Source organism: Butyrivibrio fibrisolvens (genome assembly GCF_037113525.1).
Taxonomy (GTDB): domain Bacteria; phylum Bacillota; class Clostridia; order Lachnospirales; family Lachnospiraceae; genus Butyrivibrio; species Butyrivibrio fibrisolvens.
The window spans coordinates 4,451,426-4,475,351 of record NZ_CP146963.1 but is presented as its reverse complement, the minus strand read 5'-3'; the positions used below and the strand labels follow the sequence as shown (position 1 = coordinate 4,475,351).

General features: G+C 39.7%; 18 protein-coding genes. 14 read left to right on the top strand and 4 right to left on the bottom strand.

Going from position 1 to position 23,926, the window contains the following annotated elements:
- Positions 1-50: 50 nt before the first annotated feature.
- The 3 genes from WAA20_RS19055 to WAA20_RS19045 all read left to right on the top strand — a co-directional run bounded on the left by WAA20_RS19055 (position 51) and on the right by WAA20_RS19045 (position 3,964).
- Positions 51-1,046: a carbohydrate ABC transporter permease gene (locus tag WAA20_RS19055; RefSeq protein WP_242951145.1), complete on the top strand. Its 996-nt coding sequence runs from the start codon at positions 51-53 to the stop codon at positions 1,044-1,046.
- Between the two features lie 42 nt (positions 1,047-1,088).
- Entirely contained in the window at positions 1,089-2,828 is a 1,740-nt protein-coding gene (locus WAA20_RS19050; RefSeq protein ID WP_073385767.1) for a sugar ABC transporter substrate-binding protein, read from the top strand.
- A 128-nt stretch (positions 2,829-2,956) separates the two neighbouring features.
- Positions 2,957-3,964 (top strand): SGNH/GDSL hydrolase family protein, encoded by a 1,008-nt coding sequence (locus WAA20_RS19045; protein ID WP_081373684.1) that lies wholly within the window; start codon positions 2,957-2,959, stop codon positions 3,962-3,964.
- 138 nt (positions 3,965-4,102) lie between these two features.
- Here the strand turns inward: WAA20_RS19045 and WAA20_RS19040 are convergent, their stop codons facing one another.
- Entirely contained in the window at positions 4,103-5,737 is a 1,635-nt protein-coding gene (locus tag WAA20_RS19040; RefSeq protein WP_073385765.1) for a hypothetical protein, read from the bottom strand.
- 143 nt (positions 5,738-5,880) lie between these two features.
- On the opposite strand from WAA20_RS19040, the gene WAA20_RS19035 reads away from it, so the two are divergent.
- Together WAA20_RS19035 and nagA are read left to right on the top strand one after the other, a co-directional pair.
- Positions 5,881-6,378: a pyridoxamine 5'-phosphate oxidase family protein gene (locus tag WAA20_RS19035; protein ID WP_073385764.1), complete on the top strand. Its 498-nt coding sequence runs from the start codon at positions 5,881-5,883 to the stop codon at positions 6,376-6,378.
- A gap of 105 nt (positions 6,379-6,483) precedes the next feature.
- Positions 6,484-7,635 carry an N-acetylglucosamine-6-phosphate deacetylase gene (nagA, locus tag WAA20_RS19030; protein ID WP_073385762.1) on the top strand — a complete coding sequence of 384 codons (1,152 nt, stop codon included), beginning with the start codon at positions 6,484-6,486 and terminating at the stop codon, positions 7,633-7,635.
- Between the two features lie 71 nt (positions 7,636-7,706).
- Here the strand turns inward: nagA and WAA20_RS19025 are convergent, their stop codons facing one another.
- Positions 7,707-8,705 carry a LacI family DNA-binding transcriptional regulator gene (locus WAA20_RS19025; RefSeq protein ID WP_073385761.1) on the bottom strand — a complete coding sequence of 333 codons (999 nt, stop codon included), beginning with the start codon at positions 8,703-8,705 and terminating at the stop codon, positions 7,707-7,709.
- A gap of 257 nt (positions 8,706-8,962) precedes the next feature.
- Between WAA20_RS19025 and WAA20_RS19020 the strand changes: the two genes are divergently transcribed.
- From WAA20_RS19020 to WAA20_RS19000, 5 genes are all read left to right on the top strand, one after another.
- A complete protein-coding gene (locus WAA20_RS19020; RefSeq protein WP_073385759.1) occupies positions 8,963-10,288 on the top strand; it encodes an extracellular solute-binding protein in 1,326 nt (441 codons plus the stop codon).
- A 62-nt stretch (positions 10,289-10,350) separates the two neighbouring features.
- Positions 10,351-11,766, top strand: coding sequence for a carbohydrate ABC transporter permease (locus tag WAA20_RS19015; protein ID WP_073385758.1), 1,416 nt, complete (start codon positions 10,351-10,353; stop codon positions 11,764-11,766).
- Positions 11,766-12,608: a sugar ABC transporter permease gene (locus WAA20_RS19010; RefSeq protein ID WP_073385756.1), complete on the top strand. Its 843-nt coding sequence runs from the start codon at positions 11,766-11,768 to the stop codon at positions 12,606-12,608. The genes WAA20_RS19015 and WAA20_RS19010 overlap by 1 nt, the downstream gene beginning before the upstream one ends.
- Positions 12,609-12,718: 110 nt before the next feature.
- The gene (locus WAA20_RS19005) at positions 12,719-14,446 is read left to right on the top strand and encodes a glycoside hydrolase family 13 protein (protein WP_073385755.1); all 1,728 of its coding nucleotides are present in this window, start codon (positions 12,719-12,721) and stop codon (positions 14,444-14,446) included.
- Between the two features lie 106 nt (positions 14,447-14,552).
- Positions 14,553-16,091: a methyl-accepting chemotaxis protein gene (locus WAA20_RS19000; RefSeq protein ID WP_073385753.1), complete on the top strand. Its 1,539-nt coding sequence runs from the start codon at positions 14,553-14,555 to the stop codon at positions 16,089-16,091.
- A gap of 192 nt (positions 16,092-16,283) precedes the next feature.
- Here the strand turns inward: WAA20_RS19000 and WAA20_RS18995 are convergent, their stop codons facing one another.
- Both WAA20_RS18995 and WAA20_RS18990 read right to left on the bottom strand, forming a co-directional pair.
- Positions 16,284-16,811, bottom strand: coding sequence for a hypothetical protein (locus tag WAA20_RS18995; RefSeq protein WP_338801839.1), 528 nt, complete (start codon positions 16,809-16,811; stop codon positions 16,284-16,286).
- A gap of 304 nt (positions 16,812-17,115) precedes the next feature.
- Positions 17,116-18,333 carry an iron-containing alcohol dehydrogenase gene (locus tag WAA20_RS18990; RefSeq protein WP_073385750.1) on the bottom strand — a complete coding sequence of 406 codons (1,218 nt, stop codon included), beginning with the start codon at positions 18,331-18,333 and terminating at the stop codon, positions 17,116-17,118.
- A gap of 359 nt (positions 18,334-18,692) precedes the next feature.
- Between WAA20_RS18990 and WAA20_RS18985 the strand changes: the two genes are divergently transcribed.
- From WAA20_RS18985 to WAA20_RS18970, 4 genes are all read left to right on the top strand, one after another.
- Complete coding sequence (locus tag WAA20_RS18985; protein ID WP_073385749.1) at positions 18,693-19,583, top strand: hypothetical protein; 891 nt, start codon at positions 18,693-18,695, stop codon at positions 19,581-19,583.
- A 350-nt stretch (positions 19,584-19,933) separates the two neighbouring features.
- The gene (locus WAA20_RS18980) at positions 19,934-21,064 is read left to right on the top strand and encodes a sugar-binding protein (RefSeq protein WP_073385747.1); all 1,131 of its coding nucleotides are present in this window, start codon (positions 19,934-19,936) and stop codon (positions 21,062-21,064) included.
- A gap of 136 nt (positions 21,065-21,200) precedes the next feature.
- Positions 21,201-22,745: a multiple monosaccharide ABC transporter ATP-binding protein gene (gene mmsA, locus WAA20_RS18975; RefSeq protein WP_073385746.1), complete on the top strand. Its 1,545-nt coding sequence runs from the start codon at positions 21,201-21,203 to the stop codon at positions 22,743-22,745.
- Complete coding sequence (locus WAA20_RS18970; RefSeq protein WP_073385744.1) at positions 22,742-23,917, top strand: sugar ABC transporter permease; 1,176 nt, start codon at positions 22,742-22,744, stop codon at positions 23,915-23,917. Before mmsA ends, WAA20_RS18970 begins: the two co-directional genes overlap by 4 nt.
- Positions 23,918-23,926 lie beyond the last annotated feature (9 nt).

Genomic DNA, 23,926 nt, shown 5'->3' with positions numbered 1-23,926 from the left:
ATAAATATAGGGATATTCACTTGTTGCATGAATTATAAGGAGAGAGGGTAATGGAAAGTATTATTCAGGAAACTGGTGATAATTCATCAAAAATATCCAAAAAGAAGTCCGGAGAAAAACATATGGCAAAAACCGGTAGTACTAAAAATAAAATGCACAGAACAACAGGAGATATTGTCCTTGAAGTTTGCTGCTACATCTTCTTCATATTTGCAGCTATCGTGTGCGTATATCCATTTTATTACATCATCATCAATACAATTAGTGCCAATGACTTGAGCCAGAGAGGCGTTATCCTCTTTTTGCCACAGGAGATCCACTTCCACAACTATGCAAGTGTTCTTAAAGTTGACGGACTGGCTCAGGCTTCTATGATATCAGTATTAAGAACAGGAATCGGTTCACTTCTTACTGTATCCGCATCATCCTATCTTGGATACATGTTTGCACAGCGTTATATGTGGGCCAAGAAATTCTGGTACAGACTTGTAGTAGCTACCATGTATTTTAACGCAGGTATCATTCCATGGTTCCTGACAATGAAGAACCTGGGACTTACCAATAATTTCCTGGGATATATTCTTCCTACAATTGTGTCACCATTTTTCATTATCCTTACCAAGACCTTTGTAGAAGGAATCCCCGGAGAACTTTCAGAAGCAGCAGAGCTTGACGGAGCAGGTGTTCTTAAGACATTTTTCCATGTAATGCTTCCTGTTATGAAACCTATCATGGCTACTATTGCAATATTTGCAGCAGTTAACCAGTGGAATGCATTCCAGGATACGCTCCTTCTTGTTACAGACAGTAAACTTTACAGTTTGCAGTTCCTTCTGTATCAGTATCTGAATCAGGCAAGTTCATTGTCATCACTTGCCAATAACTCAAGCTCCAACTCACTTGCAGCAGCTGCAGCAACAATGCAGACAGCTACAAGTATCAGAATGACGATTACAGTAATTGTAGTAATTCCTATTATGTTGGTATACCCGATCTTCCAGAGATATTTTGTAAAAGGTATCATGATCGGCGCAGTTAAGGGTTAATAACTACGCGACTTATGCGTAGAATTTTTAAAGGAGGGTTATATGAAAAACAGCTTTAAGAAAAAAGTACTTGCTACAGGTCTGACAGCTGCAATGACAATCGCTGCAGTGACCGGATGCGGTAAGGGAGCAGAAAACGGTTCCGGAACACAGACTTCCGGAGCAGGCGCAGGTGATCACTCAGAAGAGATGACATTTGAAGTTTACGACGTTGCTGCTAACTATCAGGGCGAGCAGACAGGATGGTTCGGATGGGTACTTAAGGATCGTCTGAACATTAAACTTAATATCATCGCACCTCAGGTATCAGGTGATGCATCTCAGCTCTATCAGACAAGAGTAGCATCAGGTGACCTTGGTGATATCGTCCTTCTTGATAATGCAGACATGCAGGATTGTATCAATGCAGGTCTTATCATGGATATCGGTGACGAGATCTGGAACTATCCAAACCTTTCCAAGTACAAAGAGCAGATCGAAGCATTCAATGGCAATCTTGAAGGCGCAAGTGATGGAAGCGTATTTGCTATTCCGCTTGAAATGAACTCCAATGGTCCTACAGATTATGTAGAGAATTCAGTAAGTTCAATGCCTCGTGTAAGATGGGACTACTACGTAGAAGCAGGCTCACCTGAACTCAAGACAACGGATGATCTTATCGATCTTCTTAAGACAATCCAGGAAAATCATCCTACAAATGATGACGGTGACAAGGCTTACGCTATCACAATGTGGCCTGACTGGGACGGAACAAGTATTGAAAACGTTAACCAGCTTACAAAGTGGTATGGCGAAGAAGTTAACGGTTCAGTTCTTATCTCCGGAGAAAATACAATAAGACCTCTTACAGACAAGGACGGCGCATACTACAAGATGCTCAAGTTCTTCTTCCAGGCACAGATGGCAGGTATCGTAGATCCTGACTCTGCTACACAGGACTGGAACTCAGCTTGTGACAAGATGCGTGGATCAAGAGTTTACCTTACATGGAACAACTGGATGCAGGGCTTTACAAATACACCTGCTAACGGCGAAGCAAGAAAGAACTTCGTTCCACTTCCAATTGACGACATGAACGTATTCCAGACATCAGATTCTTACTATGGTGATGGCCGTGTAATCGGTATCGGTTCAGGCGTTACACCAGAAGAGAAGACAAGGATCCTTGAGTTCCTTGACTGGTACTGCTCACCTGACGGACTTCAGACACAGCACGTTGGTATTCAGGATGTTATGTACACAGTTAACGCTGATGGCAAGTATGAGCTTACAGAAGCTGGTCTTAACAGATTCACAGCAGATGTTGAGATTCCTGAAGAGTACGGCGGCGGTAACTTCACAGATGGTAACAACAACATCAACCAGTGGATCGTTGCAGGTATCGAGACAAACCCTGAAACAGGCGAGACATACTCATCTGATTACTGGGCAAGCTATGTTGAACTTAACACAACAGCTACAACTAAGGAATGGGAAGAGAGATTCGGAGCAAAAGACGAAGTTGAATACTTAAAGGCTAACGATAAGGCAGACTTCGTTCCATGGATCAACATGTCACTTCCTTCAGATGATACAGATGTAGCTCTTGCAAGAAGCCAGTGCGGTAAGGAAATCTGTGATGCATCATGGAGAATGGTATGGGCTACAAGCGAAGAAGAGTTCGACCAGATGTGGGATGAAATGGTTACAACACTTAACGGACTTGGATGGGAGTCAGTAGTTGCATTTGATACAGAGAAATATCAGGCAGTTATCGATGCTCGTGTTGCTGCTATGCAGTAAGAATTAGTATTCCTATTAACCGGATGATGGTTTTGGATACAGATCATCTGAAATAGAATATCTATACTAAAAAATATAAGCGGGTACCATTTGTGTGGTATCCGCTTATTTAAAAGAGAGATTTCCTTATGTACAATATCGGTTCACTGATCACACCCCTCTGGGATACAAGGATAGTATATAGAGAGACTTTTGCAATGATAAAAGAGGGTGATACCTGCAAAGCCCCTTTCTTATATAAGCCTGATAGAATTCTTAAGATTGAAAGCTATGATGGCGCTGGCGTATATGAACTTGGACGTGACTGTTATCTTGATGGAAATGAAATACACATGGCGCCCGGCACTAGGATCAAAATGATAGATGATACAAGATCATTAAATCCTGAAAATGTAGATGATTTCTCAGATATAACAGACCATCAGATCGCAATAACTTATAGAACAACAGATATCTGGAAAGGTTTCATTCCTTCCAATCAGATCGATAATCTTATTTCTTTTAAAAAGAAAATTGAAAATAGAGAAAAGCTTAATATCGTATTGTACGGTGACAGTATCTGCTGTGGCTTCGATAAAGGCGCAGAGTATAACTCTGATCAGCACCAGCCTGAGTGGCCTAAGGCTCTTATCGACGGTCTTCGAGACAGCTATGCATATGATAACGATGAAGATGTTCAGCTCATAAACGTATCAGAAAGCGGAATGGATTCAGAATGGGCATATGATAATGTTAGTGACCGTGTTTTTATCCACGATCCGGATCTTGTTATCCTTGGATTTGGTATGAACGATAGTGTTGAAGGATCCGTATATGCGAAGAAAACTTTAAAAATAATCGATAAGATAAGAGACAGATTCCCAAAGTGTGAATTTGTCATAATATCACCGATAGTACCTGATCCAAAAGCGCAAGGATCTTTGGAAGACCTTGAACGATATCAGGACCAGTACTCAGAAGCTCTCAGTAGCATCACATCAAGAGGCATAGTACTTGCAGATGTTCAAAGCATCTACAAAGAAATATTGAAGCATAAGCGCTACGCAGATATAACAGGAAATCTTCCGGATCATCCTAACGAATTTATATCTGCAGTCTATGCGCAGGTGCTATATGAAACCCTGCGACTTAATTAAGCCCCTCATTGATACACCTTAGATAAAAAAGTCCCACTCTCAGATCACAAACTTTGTGAGAGCGGGGCTGCTTTTTGTTTAGAAATTCTATATGAACATGATACCTGAATCTATGACAATAACTTTAGTTAATGTAGCTTACGGAACATACTTCTGAACTATAGTAGTAAGCTCGCCGTCGACAACACTGATGTACAAGTACATGCTGCTTGTAATAAAGTATTCATCACCTTCATCTGACCACTGTGGATAGTTATCGCCTTTAAACTCTCTACCAACAATATATTCTTCTTTCAGTTCGTCGTATTCTCCGGTTGTATCAAACTTATAAAGAACGATATTGCTGTCTTCTCTTATCGGGAATGTCACATCTTCTGCGATAAGCTTTAGGAGAAGCTCGTCTGTCATAAGGGAAGCAACTTTATATTCTGTCTCGTATTCTTCTTTTTCCAGAGCGTAATAGAAATCCTGATCGCCGCCTTTTACAAGGAAACCGTCAAATCTTGTGGTTCCTATAACATCAGCCTTAAACTCTTCGTCTGTGCCATATTCAAGTTCTTTGTTTACATCTTCAAAAGATATAACTGTGAATGGTGTTCCATCTTTTGAGTAGATAATGTCACCAATCTGAGCATCATAGACGTAAGAATCATTGATAGTCTCTTCGTGATACAGATTTCCGGTAAAAGAGTTTTCATCAAAGCTATCAACATGAATAAGAAGGTTATTATCGTCGTCATAATATGTTACAGGGTCAAAGCTGTCAGCATCTGCATTTCCAAGGCATGCAAGTGAGATGGTATCTGTTTCAAATATTCCTTCACCTGAAAATGTGAGAGTAGGATAAGAGACGTTTTCATTATCAAATGTAGCATCCTGACTGTCATCAGCAGAGCCGAAATGGAATGTTATATCTTTTCCGTTTTGCTCATAATCAAAAGGTACCTGGGAAAGGCCATCGTATGTAACTGTATGACCTGAAGACTCTGAATCAAATACCAGATATCCAAGTGAGTTATAGAATTCCTCTGTGTTGTATACGCAATATACACCGCCTGCAAAACTTGGAGTGCCATCTGAAGCGATGCCTGCAGTTTCAAAATTTACAATATTAAGGTCTCCAGATTCTTCGTAAAGGCTGTCAAAGAAAAATGAATCAGAAGTTATTCCATTTTCTTCACCATCATTTGAATAGTTGTGATAAAGAGGCTCTTCGTCTGAAACATATTCTTCAACAGATTCTTTTTCAATGATGAATTTTCCTGTGGATTTCTCAACATATGCTATTTGAATAGAATGATTCGAGAGGGTAATTATTTTATTATCTGATGATACGGCAACAGGATAAGCAGTACCCCCGCATTGAACAGTAGTTACTCTTTGAAGTGCATTGTCAGAGGTCATGGCATAAATAGTAGCATCACAGGATGCCATATGACCTTCAAGATCATCAAATGTATAACTGGTTACAAGAAGCGCATCCTCACCTTCGCATATAGGTGCATAAGCATAAGACTGACCGGCATGAAGAGATGCGATTAGCTCTTCGTACGTAGAAGGGGCGCCTGTGTCAGATGAAGCATCTGCTGAAGTATCAGTTGTATCTGCTGCATCAGCATCAGTATTGTCAGAGTTTGTTTCTGAATTTGTATCTGATTCCTGATCTGTGTTTTGTGTTTCCTGGGAAGTTTCTGAAGAATTACTATTGCAGCCGCTTAAGACTGCTGCTGTCAAAGCAATAGACAGCATTAAAGAAATGACTTTGTTTCTCATAAATTCCTCCTCAACAATTATTGTCTGCAATATTACCGAAATATTATCACGATATTTAGTAAATAACAACAAAAGTAAAAAAATTTCAAATAAGCGTATAATAAAGAAGAAGGAAATTTATGAGAAGGGGGATTTTTTAGACTATGGACTTTGATAAGGCAGCATCATTTTGGGAGAGAAAAAATTCTGAATCTCAAATGGAAGACTCAGAACTCAGAGGTGCAATAGATGCTTTTGTTGGCAGACACAAGATCTGTGCACTTGCAACTGGTACGGGGGATTTTGTCAGAAATACACCTATAGAATACAACTATATTGGTGGCAAATTCTGGCTCTTTTCCGAAGGGGGACTTAAGTTCAGAGCTTTGAAAGAAAATAAGAATGTGTGCCTTGCTATCTATGAGGAGAATCCTGATTTTGGATGTCTTCACGGAATGCAGATATATGGCGTTGCGGAGGTTATCGAGCACTTCTCTGATGATTATAATAAGCTTCTTGAATATAAGAAGATTCCGCTTGATGCGGTTAAAAAGATGGAAGAGCCAATAAATCTTATCAAGGTTGTTCCTAAAGAGATCGACTTCCTTAATTCCGATTTCAAGAAAAACGGATTTGATTCAAGGCAGCATCTGAGCTTGTAAATGTAGGCATTAACAGTTAGTTGTTCCTCTTATTAGATAAGCTGAATACCAATGTTCCCAATGGAATGGCCAATACGTATTTTGAATATTTATTGGAGATAGAACATGAAAATAGTAAACGGACTTGTTTACGGAGAAAATTATAAGTTCAGTCAAAAAGATGTCTGTATAAAAGGTGAATTTTTTGCAGACACATCGGATGATGGCGCAGAGATAGATGCAGGCGGAAATTATGTTATCCCGGGTCTTGTCGATGTTCACGTACACGGCTGCCATAACAGCGATTTTTGCGATGCGACATATGAATCCATAAGTGACTTCTTAAGCTACGAAGCGGCAGCAGGTGTCACTTCCATATGCCTTACAACAATGACTGTGCCTGAAGATAAGCTTTTAAATGTAGCCAGAGCCACAGCTGAGTATTTTAAGAAGATAGAAGAAGATGAAAGTGCTATAAAAGCCCATACAAAAGAAGCTTCTTTCCTTGGGATCAACATGGAAGGCCCCTTTATATCACCTGAGAAAAAAGGCTCGCAGGAGCTTTCAGATATAAAGCTTCCTGATGTGTCTTTTGTAAGGAAGATGCAGGAGATTTCCGGGAATAAAATATGCATGGTAGATATAGCTCCTGAACGGGACGGCGCTATGGATTTTATCAAAGAACTAAGTAGCGAAATAGTCATATCTATAGCCCATACAAATGCAGATTATGATACTGCGTGTAAAGCTATGGAACTTGGTGCAAACCACGTAACGCATCTTTTTAATGCAATGAGTCCCTATCACCACAGAGAGCCGGGAGTGCTTGGAGCTGCTTTTGATAATAAAGATGTCATGATAGAGATTATAACAGATGGCGTTCACCATCATCCTACTGTAGACAGAGCTTCTTTTGCCATGCTTGGAGAAGAACGGATGGTAATCATAAGTGACAGCATGCGTGCAACAGGTATGCCGGACGGAGAGTATGAACTTGGCGGCCATAAGGTATTTGTTAATGGAAAAAAAGCTACCCTTTCTGATGGGACAATAGCTGCCAGCGTATCAAATCTGTATGACTGCATGGTCAACTGCATAAAAGTTATAAAGGTTCCTGTTGAAACGGCAGTAAGGGCAGCAACGATAAATGCTGCCAGATCCGTGAGAATGGATAAGATGTATGGAAGTATCAGCACCGGTAAATACGCAGATGTCCTTATCATTGATAAGGAAACATTTGAGATTAAGACGATAATACTTAGAGGAAATATTCTTTAAATAAACAAGCTGATAAAGCCATGTATGAAAGTAAACAGCATGAAGGAAACTATATTTCCTTCTATCAGCGATCATGATTCGACAATTTCAGGAAGTGTAGTATAACTTTGTATCATTAGTGAAGGATTATCGATTTTTCTAATGATCATATCGGCGGCCTGAAGCCCCATGTCATAGACATTTATGTTGATGATCGTGGGCTTCGGGTCGATTATTGTTGTATAGGGATATATATCAAAAGTAAGGAAAAATATATCATCAGGAACTTTGAGCCCCATTTCACTTATAGCTTTTGCAGCCCCGACTGCCAGTGTATTGTTTTCACATACGATGGCTTTTGGGGCTTCTTTCATTGATAAGAGCTTCTTTGCTGCCGCGTACCCTTCTTCCCAGGTGGATGATGTATGGATCACATATTCCGGCGGGATCTTCTTATGATACTTGAGCATTATGGTCCTGAACCCGCGCTCTCTTTCGTGGGATATGAATTCAGTTCTTTTCCCTCCGATAAAAGAAACCGGGGATACGTCCCGTTGTGATAAGTATTCTGCAGCGTACTGACCGGCCAGAAGATGGTTGGTATCTACCCAGCATAGCCTTTCGTTAAAGTCAGGATGGCCTATTACTATATGAGGAAAAGAATTACTTATTATCAGGTTAGCTATGTCTTCGTTTATAACTGATCCGTGTATCACGATTCCATCAGCGCTTTTTCTTGCAATGATTCCTGCAACGGTTTCCTTTGGATGAATGTCATCAGAGATATCCATAAGTGTCATGGTGTAGCCGCCTGAAGCAAGCCTTGTGAACACACCGCACATGATGTCAAACATATGAGGATTGGTATAGGCTTCATCCTTTGAAAGTGATGTCAGATATATGATGTTTCTGGTATTGCCACGGGCAAAGCTTACGGCCCTTGAATTTGGGGTGTAGTTCAGTTCCTTTATAGAGTTATTGACTTTATCTTTTGTGCTTTGGGAAATTGTTTTCCAATCATTTAATACTTTTGATACTGTTGAAACTGAAACTCCGGCATGTTCTGCGACATCCTTAATTGTAATAGGCACCTTGAAATCCTCCGATTATAAGCTTCTTCTTATATTTATTATCATACTGATAATATCATAAACCAAACGAAATAAAGTGCACAAAAAGAAAATAATGGTATAGCGGTTTCCTGACAGAATGATCCGTGAAAAACGTTTTCTGCTTGATAATGGCCATGCACAGATAAATAATTCAGTTATAGAACAAGATCACACAATAATATTTCAAGACAAAATCCATAAAAGCAAGGAAAACAATTTCATAAGGAGGACTAGCAATGAAAAAGAAACTTATTAGCATGCTGCTTAGTGGAATGATGGCAGTATCAATGATGGCGGGTTGCGGCAATCCTGGAGCGGAAAATGTGCAGACAACTCAGGATCAGACGGCAGGAGATGAATCTAAAACTGGTGATCAGGAAGGTACTGGGGCTTCTTCAGATGATGCAATTGCAAACCTTATCGCAGCAACAACAGATCCTGTTGAACTTACTCTCTGGTGTTCAGAGACAGAGGGATACCAGACTGTAATGGCAGAGCTTGTCGAAGAGTTCAAGGCCCAGTATCCGGATGTTGAGTTCAATATCACAATAGGAGCTGAATCAGAAGCTAACTGTAAGGATGATGTTCTTGCAGATGTTGAGTCAGCAGGCGATCTGTTTGTATTCCCTGATGATCAGCTTCTTGATCTTGTAAATGCAGGTGCTCTTCAGAGCGTTGAAGCTACATATACTTATGATCCTACAACTACTAATTCACCTGCTACAGTAGAAGCAGCTTCAATTGATGGTAAGCTCTATGCTTATCCTATGACAGCATCAAACGGATATTTCCTTTTCTATAACAAAAACTACCTTTCAGAAGAAGATGTTAAGAGCTGGGACAGCCTTCTTGCTGCAGCACAGGCCCAGGGCAAAACAGTTGGTATGGAAGTTTCAGGTGCATGGTTCATGTACGGATTCTTCGCAGGTGCAGGCCTTGAGATGAAGCTTGGTGATGATGGCAAGAACATCTGTAACTGGAATGCAGAAGATACTAAATACACAGGCGCAGCTGTAGCACAGGCTATCACAGATATCTGCAAGAACCCTGCCATGAAGAACTGTGTCAATGAAGATGCTCAGGCATTTGCTCTTAATGGCGAGATGATCGCTGACGTTAACGGAACATGGGCTACTAATGCATTTGTAGAAGCTTATGGTGACGGATATGCTGCATGCAAACTTCCTACATTTACAGTGGATGGTGAGCAAGTTCAGATGGGATCATTTGCAGGTTACAAGTTCCTTGGCGTTAATGCTTATTCCAAGAATCCGGGCTGGGCAATGCTTCTTGCTGAGTTCCTTACAAGCGAAGAAAGCCAGACCAAGATCGCACTTGCGACAGGTGAAGGCCCTTCTAATATCGTAGCAGCTTCTTCTGAAGAGATCGCTTCAGCTCCTGCACTTGCAGCTCTTTCTGAGCAGGCTGAGTTTGCTGATCTTCAGAGAGTTGGCGACAACTTCTGGGCTCCTGCAGCTACACTTGGACAGTCACTTGTTGAGGGAAGCTACACAGATGTTCAGAAACTTTTAGATGATGCTGTAGCTGGCATTACACAGTGATAGCTTTAGGGGGGAGATGAAAATCTCCCCTACCCATAAATATACTCATTTTGAGGAACAGTATGAAAAAAGAGCGAGAATCATTCTTTAGAAAATTCATAAAAGATTTTGCCAAAGGGGATATCTTTACAAAACTATCCATATTAGTCTTTGGAAGCGGATATGCTGCAAGAGGCCAGTATATTAAGGCTGTTATCATGCAGACTGTCCAGATTTTATTTTATGTATTTACTTTTGGTTTTTCTATTAATTACATTTGTAAATTAGGGACTCTTGGAACTGTTCAAAGAGAAGAAGTCTTTGATCCCAAGACCCTTACCAAAGTTGTTAATGACTATGACAACTCCCTTATGATCCTTCTTTGCGGCGTCATAGGAATCCTTATCATTTTTATGTATATCCTTCTTTCGATAAGCAATGTCAAAGCCTGCTATGAGCTTGAATGTCTCAAAAAAGATGGAAAGCACATTAATTCTTTTAAAGAAGATATCAGTAATCTTTTTAATCACAAATTTCACATAACTCTTTTGACAATACCAAGTATAGGAATCCTTCTTACAAACGTTATCCCTATACTGTTCATGATATGTATAGCATTCACCAACTATGACGGCGATCATCAGCCTCCGACTTACCTGTTTACATGGGTCGGGCTTGAGAACTTTAAAACTCTTTTTACATCAACAACAACTGTGACTTTTGGATATGCCTTTGTGCGAATCCTTGCATGGACGCTTATCTGGGCCTTTTTTGCAACTTTCTCGACATTCTACTTCGGAGTACTTCTTGCAAAGTTTATCAATGATAAAAAGACAAGATTCAAAAAGCTCTGGAGAAGTCTTTTTGTTGTAACGATAGCAATTCCTCAGTTTGTAACACTTCTTCTTGTTGGTAAGATGTTCAGTGACTATGGAATCGTTAACAGCATCTGCAATAAGATAGGACTTGTATCTTTACTTCAGGATATAGGTCTTGTAAGTAAGGGGCTTAGCTATATTCCGTTTCTTTCAAAACCAGGCTGGGCCAATGTTATGGTTCTTCTTATAAATCTCTGGGTCGGTATTCCTTTTCAGATGCTTAGTGCTACAGGAATACTTATGAATATTCCTGAAGACCAGCTTGAAAGTGCCAAGATTGACGGCGCAACAGAGAAGCAGATATTTAGAAAGATCACCATGCCGTATGTTCTTTTTGTAACAGGACCTTCTCTTGTAACAGCTTTTGTTGCCAACATCAATAACTTTAACGTTATATACCTTCTGACCAATGATTACGTAACCACCAATATGAGCTATGCCAACTCTAATGCCAAGGAGGTTGACCTTCTTATCACATGGCTGTTCACACTGACCAACGATTATTCCAATTATAAGATGGCAAGCGTGATCGGTATCTGCGTATTTGTTATAAGTGCAAGCCTTACACTCCTTACCTTTACAAGGATGATAGCAGAAGGCAGAGAGGAGCAGTTCCAGTAATGAAAAAAACTATAAGAATAATTTTACGACACCTCTTTTTGGCTTTTCTTTCATTTGTATGGCTTATACCGATTGTATGGCTTTTTGTAACTTCTCTTAGTGCTTATAAGGGAATAAATACCATGCACTTTTTTCCATCCGAGTGGTCACTTGATAATTATGTGCAGCTCTTCACAAGACCTGATACTTTGGCGAATTTTCCTGCATGGTTTAAAAACTCTTTTATAATAGGTGTTTTTACCTGCATTATTTCATCTACATTTGTACTTATGGTTTCATATGCATTTAGCTGTATGCGCTTTGCAGGCAGAAAGCAGCTTATGAGCCTTTACATAATACTTGGTATGTTCCCCGGAGTACTTTCAATGATAGCAACTTACTTTGTCATGAAAATGCTGGGACTTACTAATAGTATAGTCGGGCTTATTATCATCTACTCAGCAGGCTCAGGACTTGGCTATCTTATCTGCAAAGGCTTTTTTGACACGATTCCTCTGTCGCTAAGAGAATCAGCAAAGCTTGAAGGCGCATCCGAATACACTATTTTCACAAGGATCGTAATCCCGCTTTCTAAACCAATCATAGTCTATACCGTCATCAATGCTTTCCTTGCACCCTGGGTAGACTTTGTCATGGCAAGACTTATGATAAGATCCAAAGATCCTGTTAACTGGACGGTTGCCATGGGACTTTTTAACCTTGTCCAAAGGACCCTTGTAGGAGACTACTTCTCAGTATTTTGTGCAGGCGGAATCATTGTAGCGATACCGATCTCAGTTTTGTTCCTTATCATGCAGAGATTCTATGTAGAAGGAATTACAGGCGGAGCTGTGAAGGGCTAGTCTATTAAGAGTTCTTTTAATGAGCTATGTCCCAAACGCAAATCCAGAACTGATACGTGTTTGGGCATAACCAAATATTTACTAAAAATATATAACAGTTTGAGGATAATATGATTAAAGAAGCCGTGCTGCATATGCCCCTGTCTCAATATGCATATGCAACTTCAGAAAATGCAATTACTATACGCTTGCGAACAGCCAAAGATGATGTGACATATGTTGGTACATTTTATGGTGACAGAGTTGCCTATGAAGAGCCGATTCCCGTGACAGAAGTTTCAATGGAAAAATGTGCTACGGACGATCTGTTTGATTATTATGAAGCCAATATAAATACAGATCTGACAAGGGTTTGTTACTACTTTAAGATTTTTGATGGTAAGGATATATATTTCTACTATTCAAGAGGCTTTACTGATAATATGACTGCACACAGGACAGAGTATTTTCAGTATCCTTTCATAAGAAGAGAAGAAGTTGTAAATATTCCGGAATGGGCGTATGAGAGCGTAATGTATCATATCTTCCCGGACAGCTTTGCAAATGGGAATAGGACTATTGATATTAAAGAAAAAACAAGTATTGAAACTCCAGATGGAATTAGCATAAACAGGCTAGGAGGCACGCTTCGAGGTATCATAGAAAACCTTGACTATATCAAAGGTCTTGGTGCAAATCTTATATATCTTAATCCGATATTTGCGGCGAACTCATATCACAAGTACGACACCATTGATTATTTTAAGATAGATCCGTGCTTTGGAACAGATGATGACTTCAAAGAACTTGTATGTAAAGTCCATGAAAATGGTATGCACATAATCCTTGACGGCGTTTTTAATCACTGTGGCCCTGACTTTTTTGCTTTTAAGGATGTCCTTAAAAATGGTGAAGATTCAAAGTATTGTCACTGGTTCTATAACCTTAAGTTTCCTATAGAATATAAAGACCCGCCTAATTATGAATGCTTTGCTTATGTTAAGGAGATGCCCAAATTAAATACTTCCGACCCTGAAGTTCGCGATTATATCTGCAAGGTGGGGCGCTATTGGATAGAAGAATTCGGCATTGACGGATGGCGCCTTGATGTTGCTAACGAAGTTGATCATGACACTTGGAGAGCATTTAGAAAGGCTGTTTTATCTGCCAAAAGTGATGCATTCCTTATTGCAGAGATTTGGGAGGATGCAGATGTATGGCTTAAGGGAGATCAGTTCCACAGCGCCATGAACTATACCTTTACTTATCTTTGCAGAGACTTTTTTGCAGGTAATAAGATAAGTGCTGCTGAATTCGATCAGCAGATGCAAAAAGCTCTTATACGATATCCAAGACCTGTATCCAATGCGCAGATGAATTTTCTGGATTCGCACGATGTTCCAAGGTTTTTAAGCCTTTGCGAGGGGAATAGAAAGAAGCTTTCACTGGCTATCTTTTACCTTATGATGGCTCCCGGTATTCCGTCTGTTTTTTATGGTGATGAATGCTTTATTGAAGGCGTAACAGAAAGTAAGTACAGATCTCCTATGGCGTGGGATAAATCTGATAATGACTTTTCTAATGATATTAGTAAGTGGAGCAGTGTTCGAAAAAGGTGCGATGCTTTGAAGTTAGGAGATTATAAAGGTTTATATGTAGATGAGTCTGGTCTTTATATATTTAAAAGATCTTATGATGGTAAGAACGCTTATGTTGTGATCAACAATTCAGATTCTCAAATAGATATAAAACTATATGATATATGCCATTTGAAAGGAGATTTTACAAATATGATCACCGGAGAAAAGATTGAAGGTATATTAACACTGGAAGCCTATTCTGGGGGCGTATTTGAATAAAGACTTAGGATAGAAAAGCCTTTATAATTTTTAATAAAATTGGCCGTAAACTTGTTCTTATTCTAAAGAGATTATCCTTTTTTTCCGATATAAAAATAGGTACGTATTGCAGTATTTCTATGTCAGTAATTACAGAGTTCAGGATGAACCCTGTGCCATAAAGAAAGGAAAACTCCTTATGAACGCTGAACAATACAAGAGAGCCAATAAGAATAGTTATTATGTTACAATTGTCATTCTCTTAAGTGGTATTGCGATGACAATCTTTAATATCACCCAGGAAGGGATGTCGGGGGGTAAGATCGCCATGCTTATCAGCGCTGTTCTGGGTGGTTTGATGGCTTCTGCTGGTAATTTCAAATTCCAGGGAGAAAAAAAGGGTTCGATACTTATAATGGGCGGAGCTACAATTTTCTATGTTGTTCTTCTTTTAGCAGTTGACGAACTTGTTTATTTTGCATTCGGACTTCCTATTCTTATCTGCAGTATTATCTATCTGAATGTAAAGTTGTGTAAATACGGTATTGCTGCGATCATGATATCCTTTGTTGTCACTGTCATAAAGGACAGAGTTGTAAGCGGAAGCGTCGATATTCAGCATGTTCCGGCATTTATAACTTTGGCACTCGCATTTGTAGCATGTCTGTGCACAGTTACACTTCTTACCAAGTTTAATGAAGAAAACAATGCAGTAATAAGCGAAAATGCAGAGAAGACACTTGCTACAGGTAATCAGATGGCAGAAATTGCCAATACTATTACTGATCTGTTTAATTCATCACAGCAGAATATGCAGGATCTTACAGATATAATCAACGCTCAGTACAATGGAATGAAAGATATTGCCAGCAGTATGGAAAGCACAGCTCAGTCCATTACAACTCAGGCTCAAAGAGTTCAGGAGATCCAGGAAGAAACAAATACAACCGAGCAGCATAGACTGGATATGACCAAGGCATCTGAAAACGCTCAGAGTGCCGTATCTGATGGCGTTAAGGTTATTGAAGAACTTAAAGCAAAGTCTGAAGATGTTTCCAGAACAAGTCAGGTTACAGTTGATGCTACTCAGGCAGTTATTGATAAAGTTGCAGAAGTTACCAAGATCGTAAGTTCTATTCTTTCTATATCCAAACAGACCAACCTTCTTGCTCTGAATGCCAGCATTGAAGCTGCAAGAGCAGGTGAAGCCGGTAAAGGCTTTGCTGTTGTTGCAAATGATGTACGTGAGCTGGCTGCAGAGACTAACACAGCATCAACTGAAATAACAAATATTATCAACGAGCTTACAGAAGATGTTCAGAAGGCTATGGCAAGTATCGATGATACTGTTAATTCTGTTTCGGAACAGAATGATATGATCGAAAATGTTGGAGATAATTTCAGCAGTATAAATGAAAATGTAACTGATATGCTTGGAAGATTTGCAGAGATCGGTGAAGGAATGAAGTCCATCGCAAGCTCTACAACAGAGATCAATGACAGTATTTCTAATCTATCAGCATCCAGCCAGGAAGTTGCATCTCTTTCCAATGAGGGTGCAAGATCATCAGAAGAAGCGGTTGAGAAGTTTGAAGACTTTAAGGGAATACTTCTTAATATTTTCATGGAAGCAAATAAGCTTCGTGATATGCAGACCAAGGAATAGATTAAGGGTAATCTGTTGAATTGTTGATCATGATCATTTTAAGATCTTAGGATCAAAGTACTACTTTTTGTACACACTAAAAATCCAGCCTGCAAATGTAATTGTAAAACTACATTTGGGGCTGGCTTTATGTTGTACAAAAGTGTTTGTAAGAAATATCTATTGAAAAGACTATGTTAAAAAAATATATATTTATGCGTATTGTCTGGTGTTAGTAACAAAACTGTCGCAATAAGGACACTTTACAGTCTGACCTCTTACGATCATCAGGTTTGCACCGCAGTGAGGGCAGAAATAACTTTCCGGACGAAGCTGGTCAATACTCTGTGCTCCTGAGTTATAAGTCATGATAAGTGTATCTTCACCCTGAATTCTGATATTTTGTGATCTGTCACTTATCAGGATAGATTCTCCGTTTAATTCAGCTATCTGAACTGTTTCACCAAGGTTGAATCCGGCTTTTGAACCTGAACCGGTAGAAACTGATACATTACTGATTCTTCCATATCTGTCAAAATATCTTACTTCGAGATATAAAAGTGGTGATCCGTTTATATGTACGCTGGGATCAGTCTGATAGGAAACGATCTTGCCATAGTAGGAAATTCCTTCTTTGAGGAATTTCTTTCTTTTTAAAGCGGGTTTTATTCCTGCTATAACACATCCGATTCCAATAGTGACAAAAGGCACCAATATACCGCCTGACATTAGTGCTGTCATTGGCTCGTCTTGAAAAAGTGCTATCATCGGAACGCATATTGATAATGGTATGATCAAGAAAAGCAATCCAAATATGACCAAAAATTTATCCAGTTTCATTTTATTACTTTAACCTCTTCTTATATTCATTAAGCAACGAAACTATAATAGCATATCGTGTCAAATAATTGTTCCCAATATTAGCCTCTTTTTATAGTGATTTTGCACTTGATATAGAAGAGTTTGACAATAAAAATCCTGTGATCACGTGCGTGACCACAGGATAATAGTAATCATATTATTTCCCTGTTGACCTTAGAAATTATCAGAAGTCAACTTCTGTATCATAGTAGCAGCACTTAAGCAGCTTTTCCATCTCTTCCTGTGAAGGCTGGCGAGGATTTGAGCCTGTGCATGCATCAAGGATAGCATTAGCTGCTATGTCGTGAAGTCTTTCAAGGAATACATTTTCTGGAACGAAGCCCTGCTCTGTTGGATAGCTGTCAGCGCCATAGTTCTTGATACAGTGAGGAATGTTAAGGTCATCGTTCATCTTGCGAAGGTATTCGATGAGGAGCTTAACCTTCTCTTCGTCACTTGATCCGCCAAGGTGCATAACATCTGCGATCTTTCCATATCTCTTAAGCGCAACAGGATCTTTTGCATTAAATGCTATTACCTTAGGAAGATACATAGCATTAGCTGCGCCGTGGATGATGTGTGCACCGTGATCAGCAAAAGCGGCACCTGTCTTGTGAGCCATTGAGTGAACGATTCCAAGAAGGGCATTGGAGAATGCCATACCTGCAAGACACTGTGCGTTGTGCATTGCATCACGCTTGTCCATGTCGCCATTATAAGAACCAACAAGATCAGCCTGGATCATTTCGATGGCATGAAGAGCAAGAGGATCAGTATAGTCACAGTTTGCAGTAGAAACATAAGCTTCAATGGCGTGTGTTATAGCGTCCATACCTGTATGAGCTACGAGCTTCTGAGGCATAGTATGAGCAAGCTCAGGATCAACGATAGCAACATCAGGTGTGATCTCAAAGTCTGCGATAGGATATTTAATACCCTTGTTGTAGTCTGTGATAATTGAGAAAGCTGTTACTTCTGTAGCTGTACCGGATGTGGATGAGATAGCACAGAATTTAGCCTTTGTACGAAGTTTAGGAAGACCGAATACCTTGCACATATCTTCGAATGTTGTATCAGGATATTCGTATTTGATCCACATTGCTTTTGCAGCATCTATAGGAGAACCACCGCCTATAGCTACGATCCAGTCAGGGCCGAACTTCTGCATGGCTTCAGCACCCTTCATAACTGTATCAACAGAAGGATCCGGTTCAATACCTTCAAAAAGTTCAACTTCCATGCCGGCTTCTTTGAGATAGGATACAACCTTATCAAGGAAACCGAACTTCTTCATGGATCCGCCACCAACACAAACAATTGCCTTTTTTCCCTCAAAGGTCTTGAGTGCTTCAAGAGCGCCTTTCCCATGATAAACGTCTCTTGGTAAAGTAAAACGTGCCATAAAAAATCTCCTCCTGCATTATATAGTTTTTGGTTATCATTTTAACAATGTAACAATAATATTTTATCATAAAATAATAGAATGTGGTGTGAAAATATTGTGAACCAGCCAGTATTCCTGTATTCTTTTATAACGATTTTAAATATTATTAGTATTAATGTTTTTGCTTGGAAATGAGTTTTGATTTTGACGCATTATTGATAATGATTTAAAATTAATATGACGTAAGGGTCAAAAGTCATTTTGATTCGAGCTTGCTCGAAATCGAATATGAATTTATGACCCGCCAAATATGAGCAAAGTAGCACGTAGTGCGGATTTGCGACGCGGCAACTGGTTTAGGCAAAAGGAGAAAAGATATGAATACAAGGATATCAAAGAAAATTTCCGTAATTCTTACTTCTATAATAATTTCTATTGTGATCATTGGCACATCGTTAACTCATTCTTTTGCCCAAAGTAATGTAGGCACTACATTGAATACTCTGCAGACCTATGCGACCGCAAAAGAATACAGTAAAGCTGCACATTATCTTTATTCTATGTACAAAGACGGAGGGCTCTTTGAGCTGGGTGTAGAAAGTGGTGCTCCTGCAATAAGAGATAACAAAGACGGAACAGGATGTGGATTGTATCAGGGCGCAGACAGATTTCCCAATGGTAAGCCGGCTATATATTTCTATTATGGAGGTATGACAGGCGGTGTCAGAACAGGATCCGGAGTTATCATAAGCTGGTCATGGAACAGTGACGGGTATGAAAATGGATATTATTCTTTTGAAGGAGAATTTGCTGACGATCTCCCTAATGGCACAGGAACCGCAACGGAAGTAGTATATTATCTGTATACAAATATTACTACAGGTACATATACTAATGGCCTGGAAGATGGCGTTATGGTAGAGTCTCAGATCAAAGAAGTTTTGGAAGAGTTTGAATACAGAGACCTTACATATACTTCGGTTGGAGGAGTAAGACAGGATAAGACACAGGAAGTGGCAGATCATATATATAAACAGATTGAAGAATATGGTGTTGAGGCTTCCTGTACTAAAGAAGAAATACTTAATGAACTTAGGACATGGTCATCTCTTCAAGGCGGCTACATATATATGTATGATCCCAATTATACTAATGTATGTAATCACGGATTTGGATTTGATGAGGAAGACAGCCCATTCTGTAACTATGAATGGTGCGTATGGACAACAAGCGGGAGCACAGAGGGTGTAAGGCATATAGTGAGTTAAGACTATTAAAATACTTCGATAGAACTTCTATGAAAATATAAAGTCCGTATCATCACAATGGTATTTTTATAGAAAAAGATATAAATAACGATATGATCCCCGCATTGATTTATGCAGAATCGATGCGGGATTTCTTATATTAATAGATATATATCGGAATAAAAAATATAAAAAATTAGAGACCAGGTTTTTCCAAATTGTAAAAGAATTTTGAAGAAAGATAGAAGAATTTTCAATTTTTTTTATATAAACGGTTTATTATAATTCTTTTATCACAGAGAGGGAGATTCATCTGGCATTCGCTAGTTGATATCCAAACAAATATTATATTTCTTAATGGAGGGTAAATTATGAAGAAACAGTTACTCAAACAGGTTCTCAGCCTTGGTATGGCTGCTGCACTTCTTGTTGGTTGCTCAGGTGGCGCAACTGATGGTGGTAACGCAGGCGGCGGTGATGGCGGCGAGCAGACACAGCAGACAACAGATGGCGGAAGCGCATCTGGCGTTAAGGTTGGTGTTTCAATGCCTACTAAGGATCTTCAGAGATGGAACCAGGATGGTGATAACATGCAGAAGGAGCTTGAGGCTGCAGGATACACTGTAGACCTTCAGTATGCTTCTAACGATGTTCAGCAGCAGCTTTCACAGGTTGAGACAATGATCAACAACCAGGTTGACGTTCTCGTTATCGCTGCTATCGAAGGATCTTCACTTGGTGAAGCTCTTGATATGGCTAAGACAGCAGGAATTCCTGTTATCGCTTATGACCGTCTTATCATGAACTCAGATGCAGTTTCTTACTATGCTACATTTGATAACTATCAGGTTGGTGTAGTTCAGGCTAATTATATTATCGAGAAACTTGATCTTGAGAATACAGATAAGACATACAACCTTGAGATCACAGCTGGTGACCCTGGTGATAACAATGCTATGTTCTTCTACAACGGTGCTGTAGAAACACTTCAGAAGTACATTGACGAAGGCAAGCTTGTTATTCCTTCAGGTCAGAAAGAATTCGAAGATGTTGCAACAGCTGTATGGGCAACAGAGACAGCTCAGTCAAGAGCAGAGAACATTCTTTCTTCTTACTATGCAGATGGAACAAACGTTGATGTATGGCTTTGCTCTAACGACTCTACAGCTCTTGGTGTAGAGAACGCTCTTGCAGCTAACTACAACGGTGAGTATCCTATCGTAACTGGTCAGGACTGCGATATTGAGAATACAAAGAACATGATCGCTGGTAAGCAGTCAATGTCAGTATTCAAGGATACACGTACACTTGCTTCTCAGGTTGTTAAGATGGTTACTCAGATCGTTAATAACGAGACAGTTGATGTTAACGATACAACAACTTACAACAATGGTGTTATCACAGTTCCTTCATTCCTTTGCGAGCCTGTATTCGCAGATGCATCTAACTACAAAGAACTTCTTATTGATTCCGGATATTACACAGAGGATCAGCTTAAGTAATTAAGTAATAACCTCGGAGTGAACGGTTTCTGAAAATCGTTCACTCCGATTTTTGAAAATGGATCATTTTGATCCATTTTGTTTATGGTAAGGCATTGCGCTAAGTAGTAGTAAAAAAGGGAGAGTAAAAAGTGCTATGACAATATTGGAAATGAAGAACATAACCAAGACCTTCCCCGGAGTCAAGGCGCTTGATAATGTTAATTTCAAAGTTGAAGAGGGCGAAATACATGCTCTTGTAGGCGAGAATGGTGCCGGCAAGTCCACACTTATGAATGTACTTAGTGGAATATATCCATATGGTTCATACGAAGGGGATATCATTTATAATGGTGAGGTCTGCCAGTTCAACAAGATCAAGGATTCAGAGAGAAAAGGTATTGTTATTATTCACCAGGAGCTTGCTCTCGTACCGGAGATGTCTATCGGCGAGAACATGTATCTTGGAAATGAAAAAGGTAAAAAAACAAGAATCAACTGGAATGAAACATATTCCGAAGCAGATAAGTATCTAAAGATGGTAGGACTTTCAGAGTCCTCAAGAACACCTGTTAAAGCACTTGGAACAGGTAAACAGCAGCTTGTAGAGATCGCTAAGGCACTTGCTAAGAAGGCAAAACTTCTTATCCTTGACGAACCTACATCTTCATTAAATGAGACAGATTCTAAGGCACTTCTTGATCTTATGCTTGAATTCAAAAAGCAGGGTATGACTATGATCATCATCACCCACAAGCTCAATGAGGTTTCTTATGTTGCAGATAATATTACGGTCCTGAGAGATGGTGGTACTGTTGAAACCATCAGTAATCATGGGAAGGAACCTATCTCTGAAGACCGTATCATCAAGGGCATGGTTGGTCGTGAGATCACAGACCGTTTCCCTAAACGTCCTGATGTTAAAGTTGGTGATATCGAGCTTGAAGTTGATAACTGGACAGTATATCATCCGCTTTATCCTGAAAGAAAAGTTGTTGATAACGTATCACTGTATGCAAGAAAAGGCGAGGTTGTAGGTCTTTACGGTCTTATGGGCGCAGGAAGAACTGAGCTTGCCATGAGTATCTTCGGTCAGTCATACGGCGTTAACATCTCAGGTTCATTAAAGATCGATGGCAAAGAAGTACACATGAAGAAGAGTACAAATGATGCCATCAAGCACAAGATTGCTTATGTTACAGAAGACAGAAAGGGTAACGGACTTGTTCTTTCCCAGTCTATCAAGATCAATACGACACTTGCTAATCTGGATTCTATTTCTAAGAACTTTGTAATTGATAAAGATAAGGAATATAACATCGCAGTTGATTACAAAGAAAGACTTAAGACCAAATGTCCTTCCGTAGAACAGAATGTAGGTAATCTTTCAGGTGGTAACCAGCAGAAGGTTCTTCTTGCAAAGTGGCTTTTTGCTAATCCTGACATCCTTATTCTTGATGAGCCTACAAGAGGTATCGACGTTGGTGCCAAGTATGAGATCTACTGCATCATCAACGATATGGTAAGAGAAGGTAAGACTGTCATTATGATTTCTTCAGAGCTTCCTGAAGTACTTGGAATGAGTGACAGAATCTATATTATGAACGAAGCTAAGATTGTCGGAGAGATGCCGGCTTCTGAAGCTACACAGGAGAATATAATGGCTGCGATCCTTAGATCAGGAAAGGAGGCAACAGCATGAAAACAAATGCACTGTCTTCCTTTTTCCAGAAATACGCAATGATCCTTGCACTCATTGTTGTTGTAATATACTTTGCTATCACAACAGAGGGTAAGATTCTGTATGCGCAGAATGTAAATAACCTTATATCACAGAATGCTTACGTATTCGTTCTTGCAACAGGTATGCTTATGTGTATCCTGACAGGTGGTAACATCGACCTTGCAGTTGGTTCAGTAGTCTGCTTTGCTGGTGGTGTTGGTGCACTGATAATGAAGAGCGGAATGAATGTTTGGGTTGCAGTACTCGTAATGCTTGTTATTGGACTTATCATTGGTGCTTTCCAGGGTTATTGGATCGCATGGATAAGCGTACCTCCATTCATTGCAACACTTGCTGGAATGTATGCATTCAGAGGACTTGCAAACGTAGCAATGAACGGACTTGCAGTTGGTATTAACGACACTGTATTCCTTAAGGTATTTGGTGGCGGAGCTGACTGTTATGTAAAGGACATTTTCACGATTGAGAGTGTTAAGCTCAATGTTACTTGTCTTGTGATCGGTGCTATTGTTGCTCTTATATATCTTGCAACTACAATAAGTGGCGTCATTAAGGAAAAGAAGCTCAACATAGCTTCAGAAGATCCGGTGATCAAGCTTGTTAAGGCTGTTGTCATCTGTGTAGTTATCATGGTATTTTCATATGTTCTTGCAAGCTACAAGGGTGTTCCTACAGGTCTTATCTGGATAGCAGCAGTAATGCTTATCTATAACTATGTACTTAATAATACAGCTGTTGGTCGTTATCTCTACGCTGTAGGTGGTAATGAGAAGGCTACATCACTTTCAGGTGTTAATACCAAGCTTGTATACTTTATCGCTTATGCAAATATGGGATTCCTTGCAGGTCTTGCAGGTATCCTTACAGTAGCAAGAGCTGCTTCTGCTCAGCCTACATATGGTCAGGGATACGAGATGGACGCTATTGCAGCATGCTTCATTGGCGGAGCTTCAGCTTATGGCGGAACCGGTAAGATTTCCGGAGTATTCATCGGCGCTGCTCTTCTTGGTGTTATCAACCAGGGCATGAGTATCATGGGTGTTGACTCAAACTATCAGAAAGTTGTAAAAGGTATAGTACTTCTTCTGGCAGTTATGTTTGATATTCTGTCTAAGAGAGAGAAGCAGTAAGGGGGACGA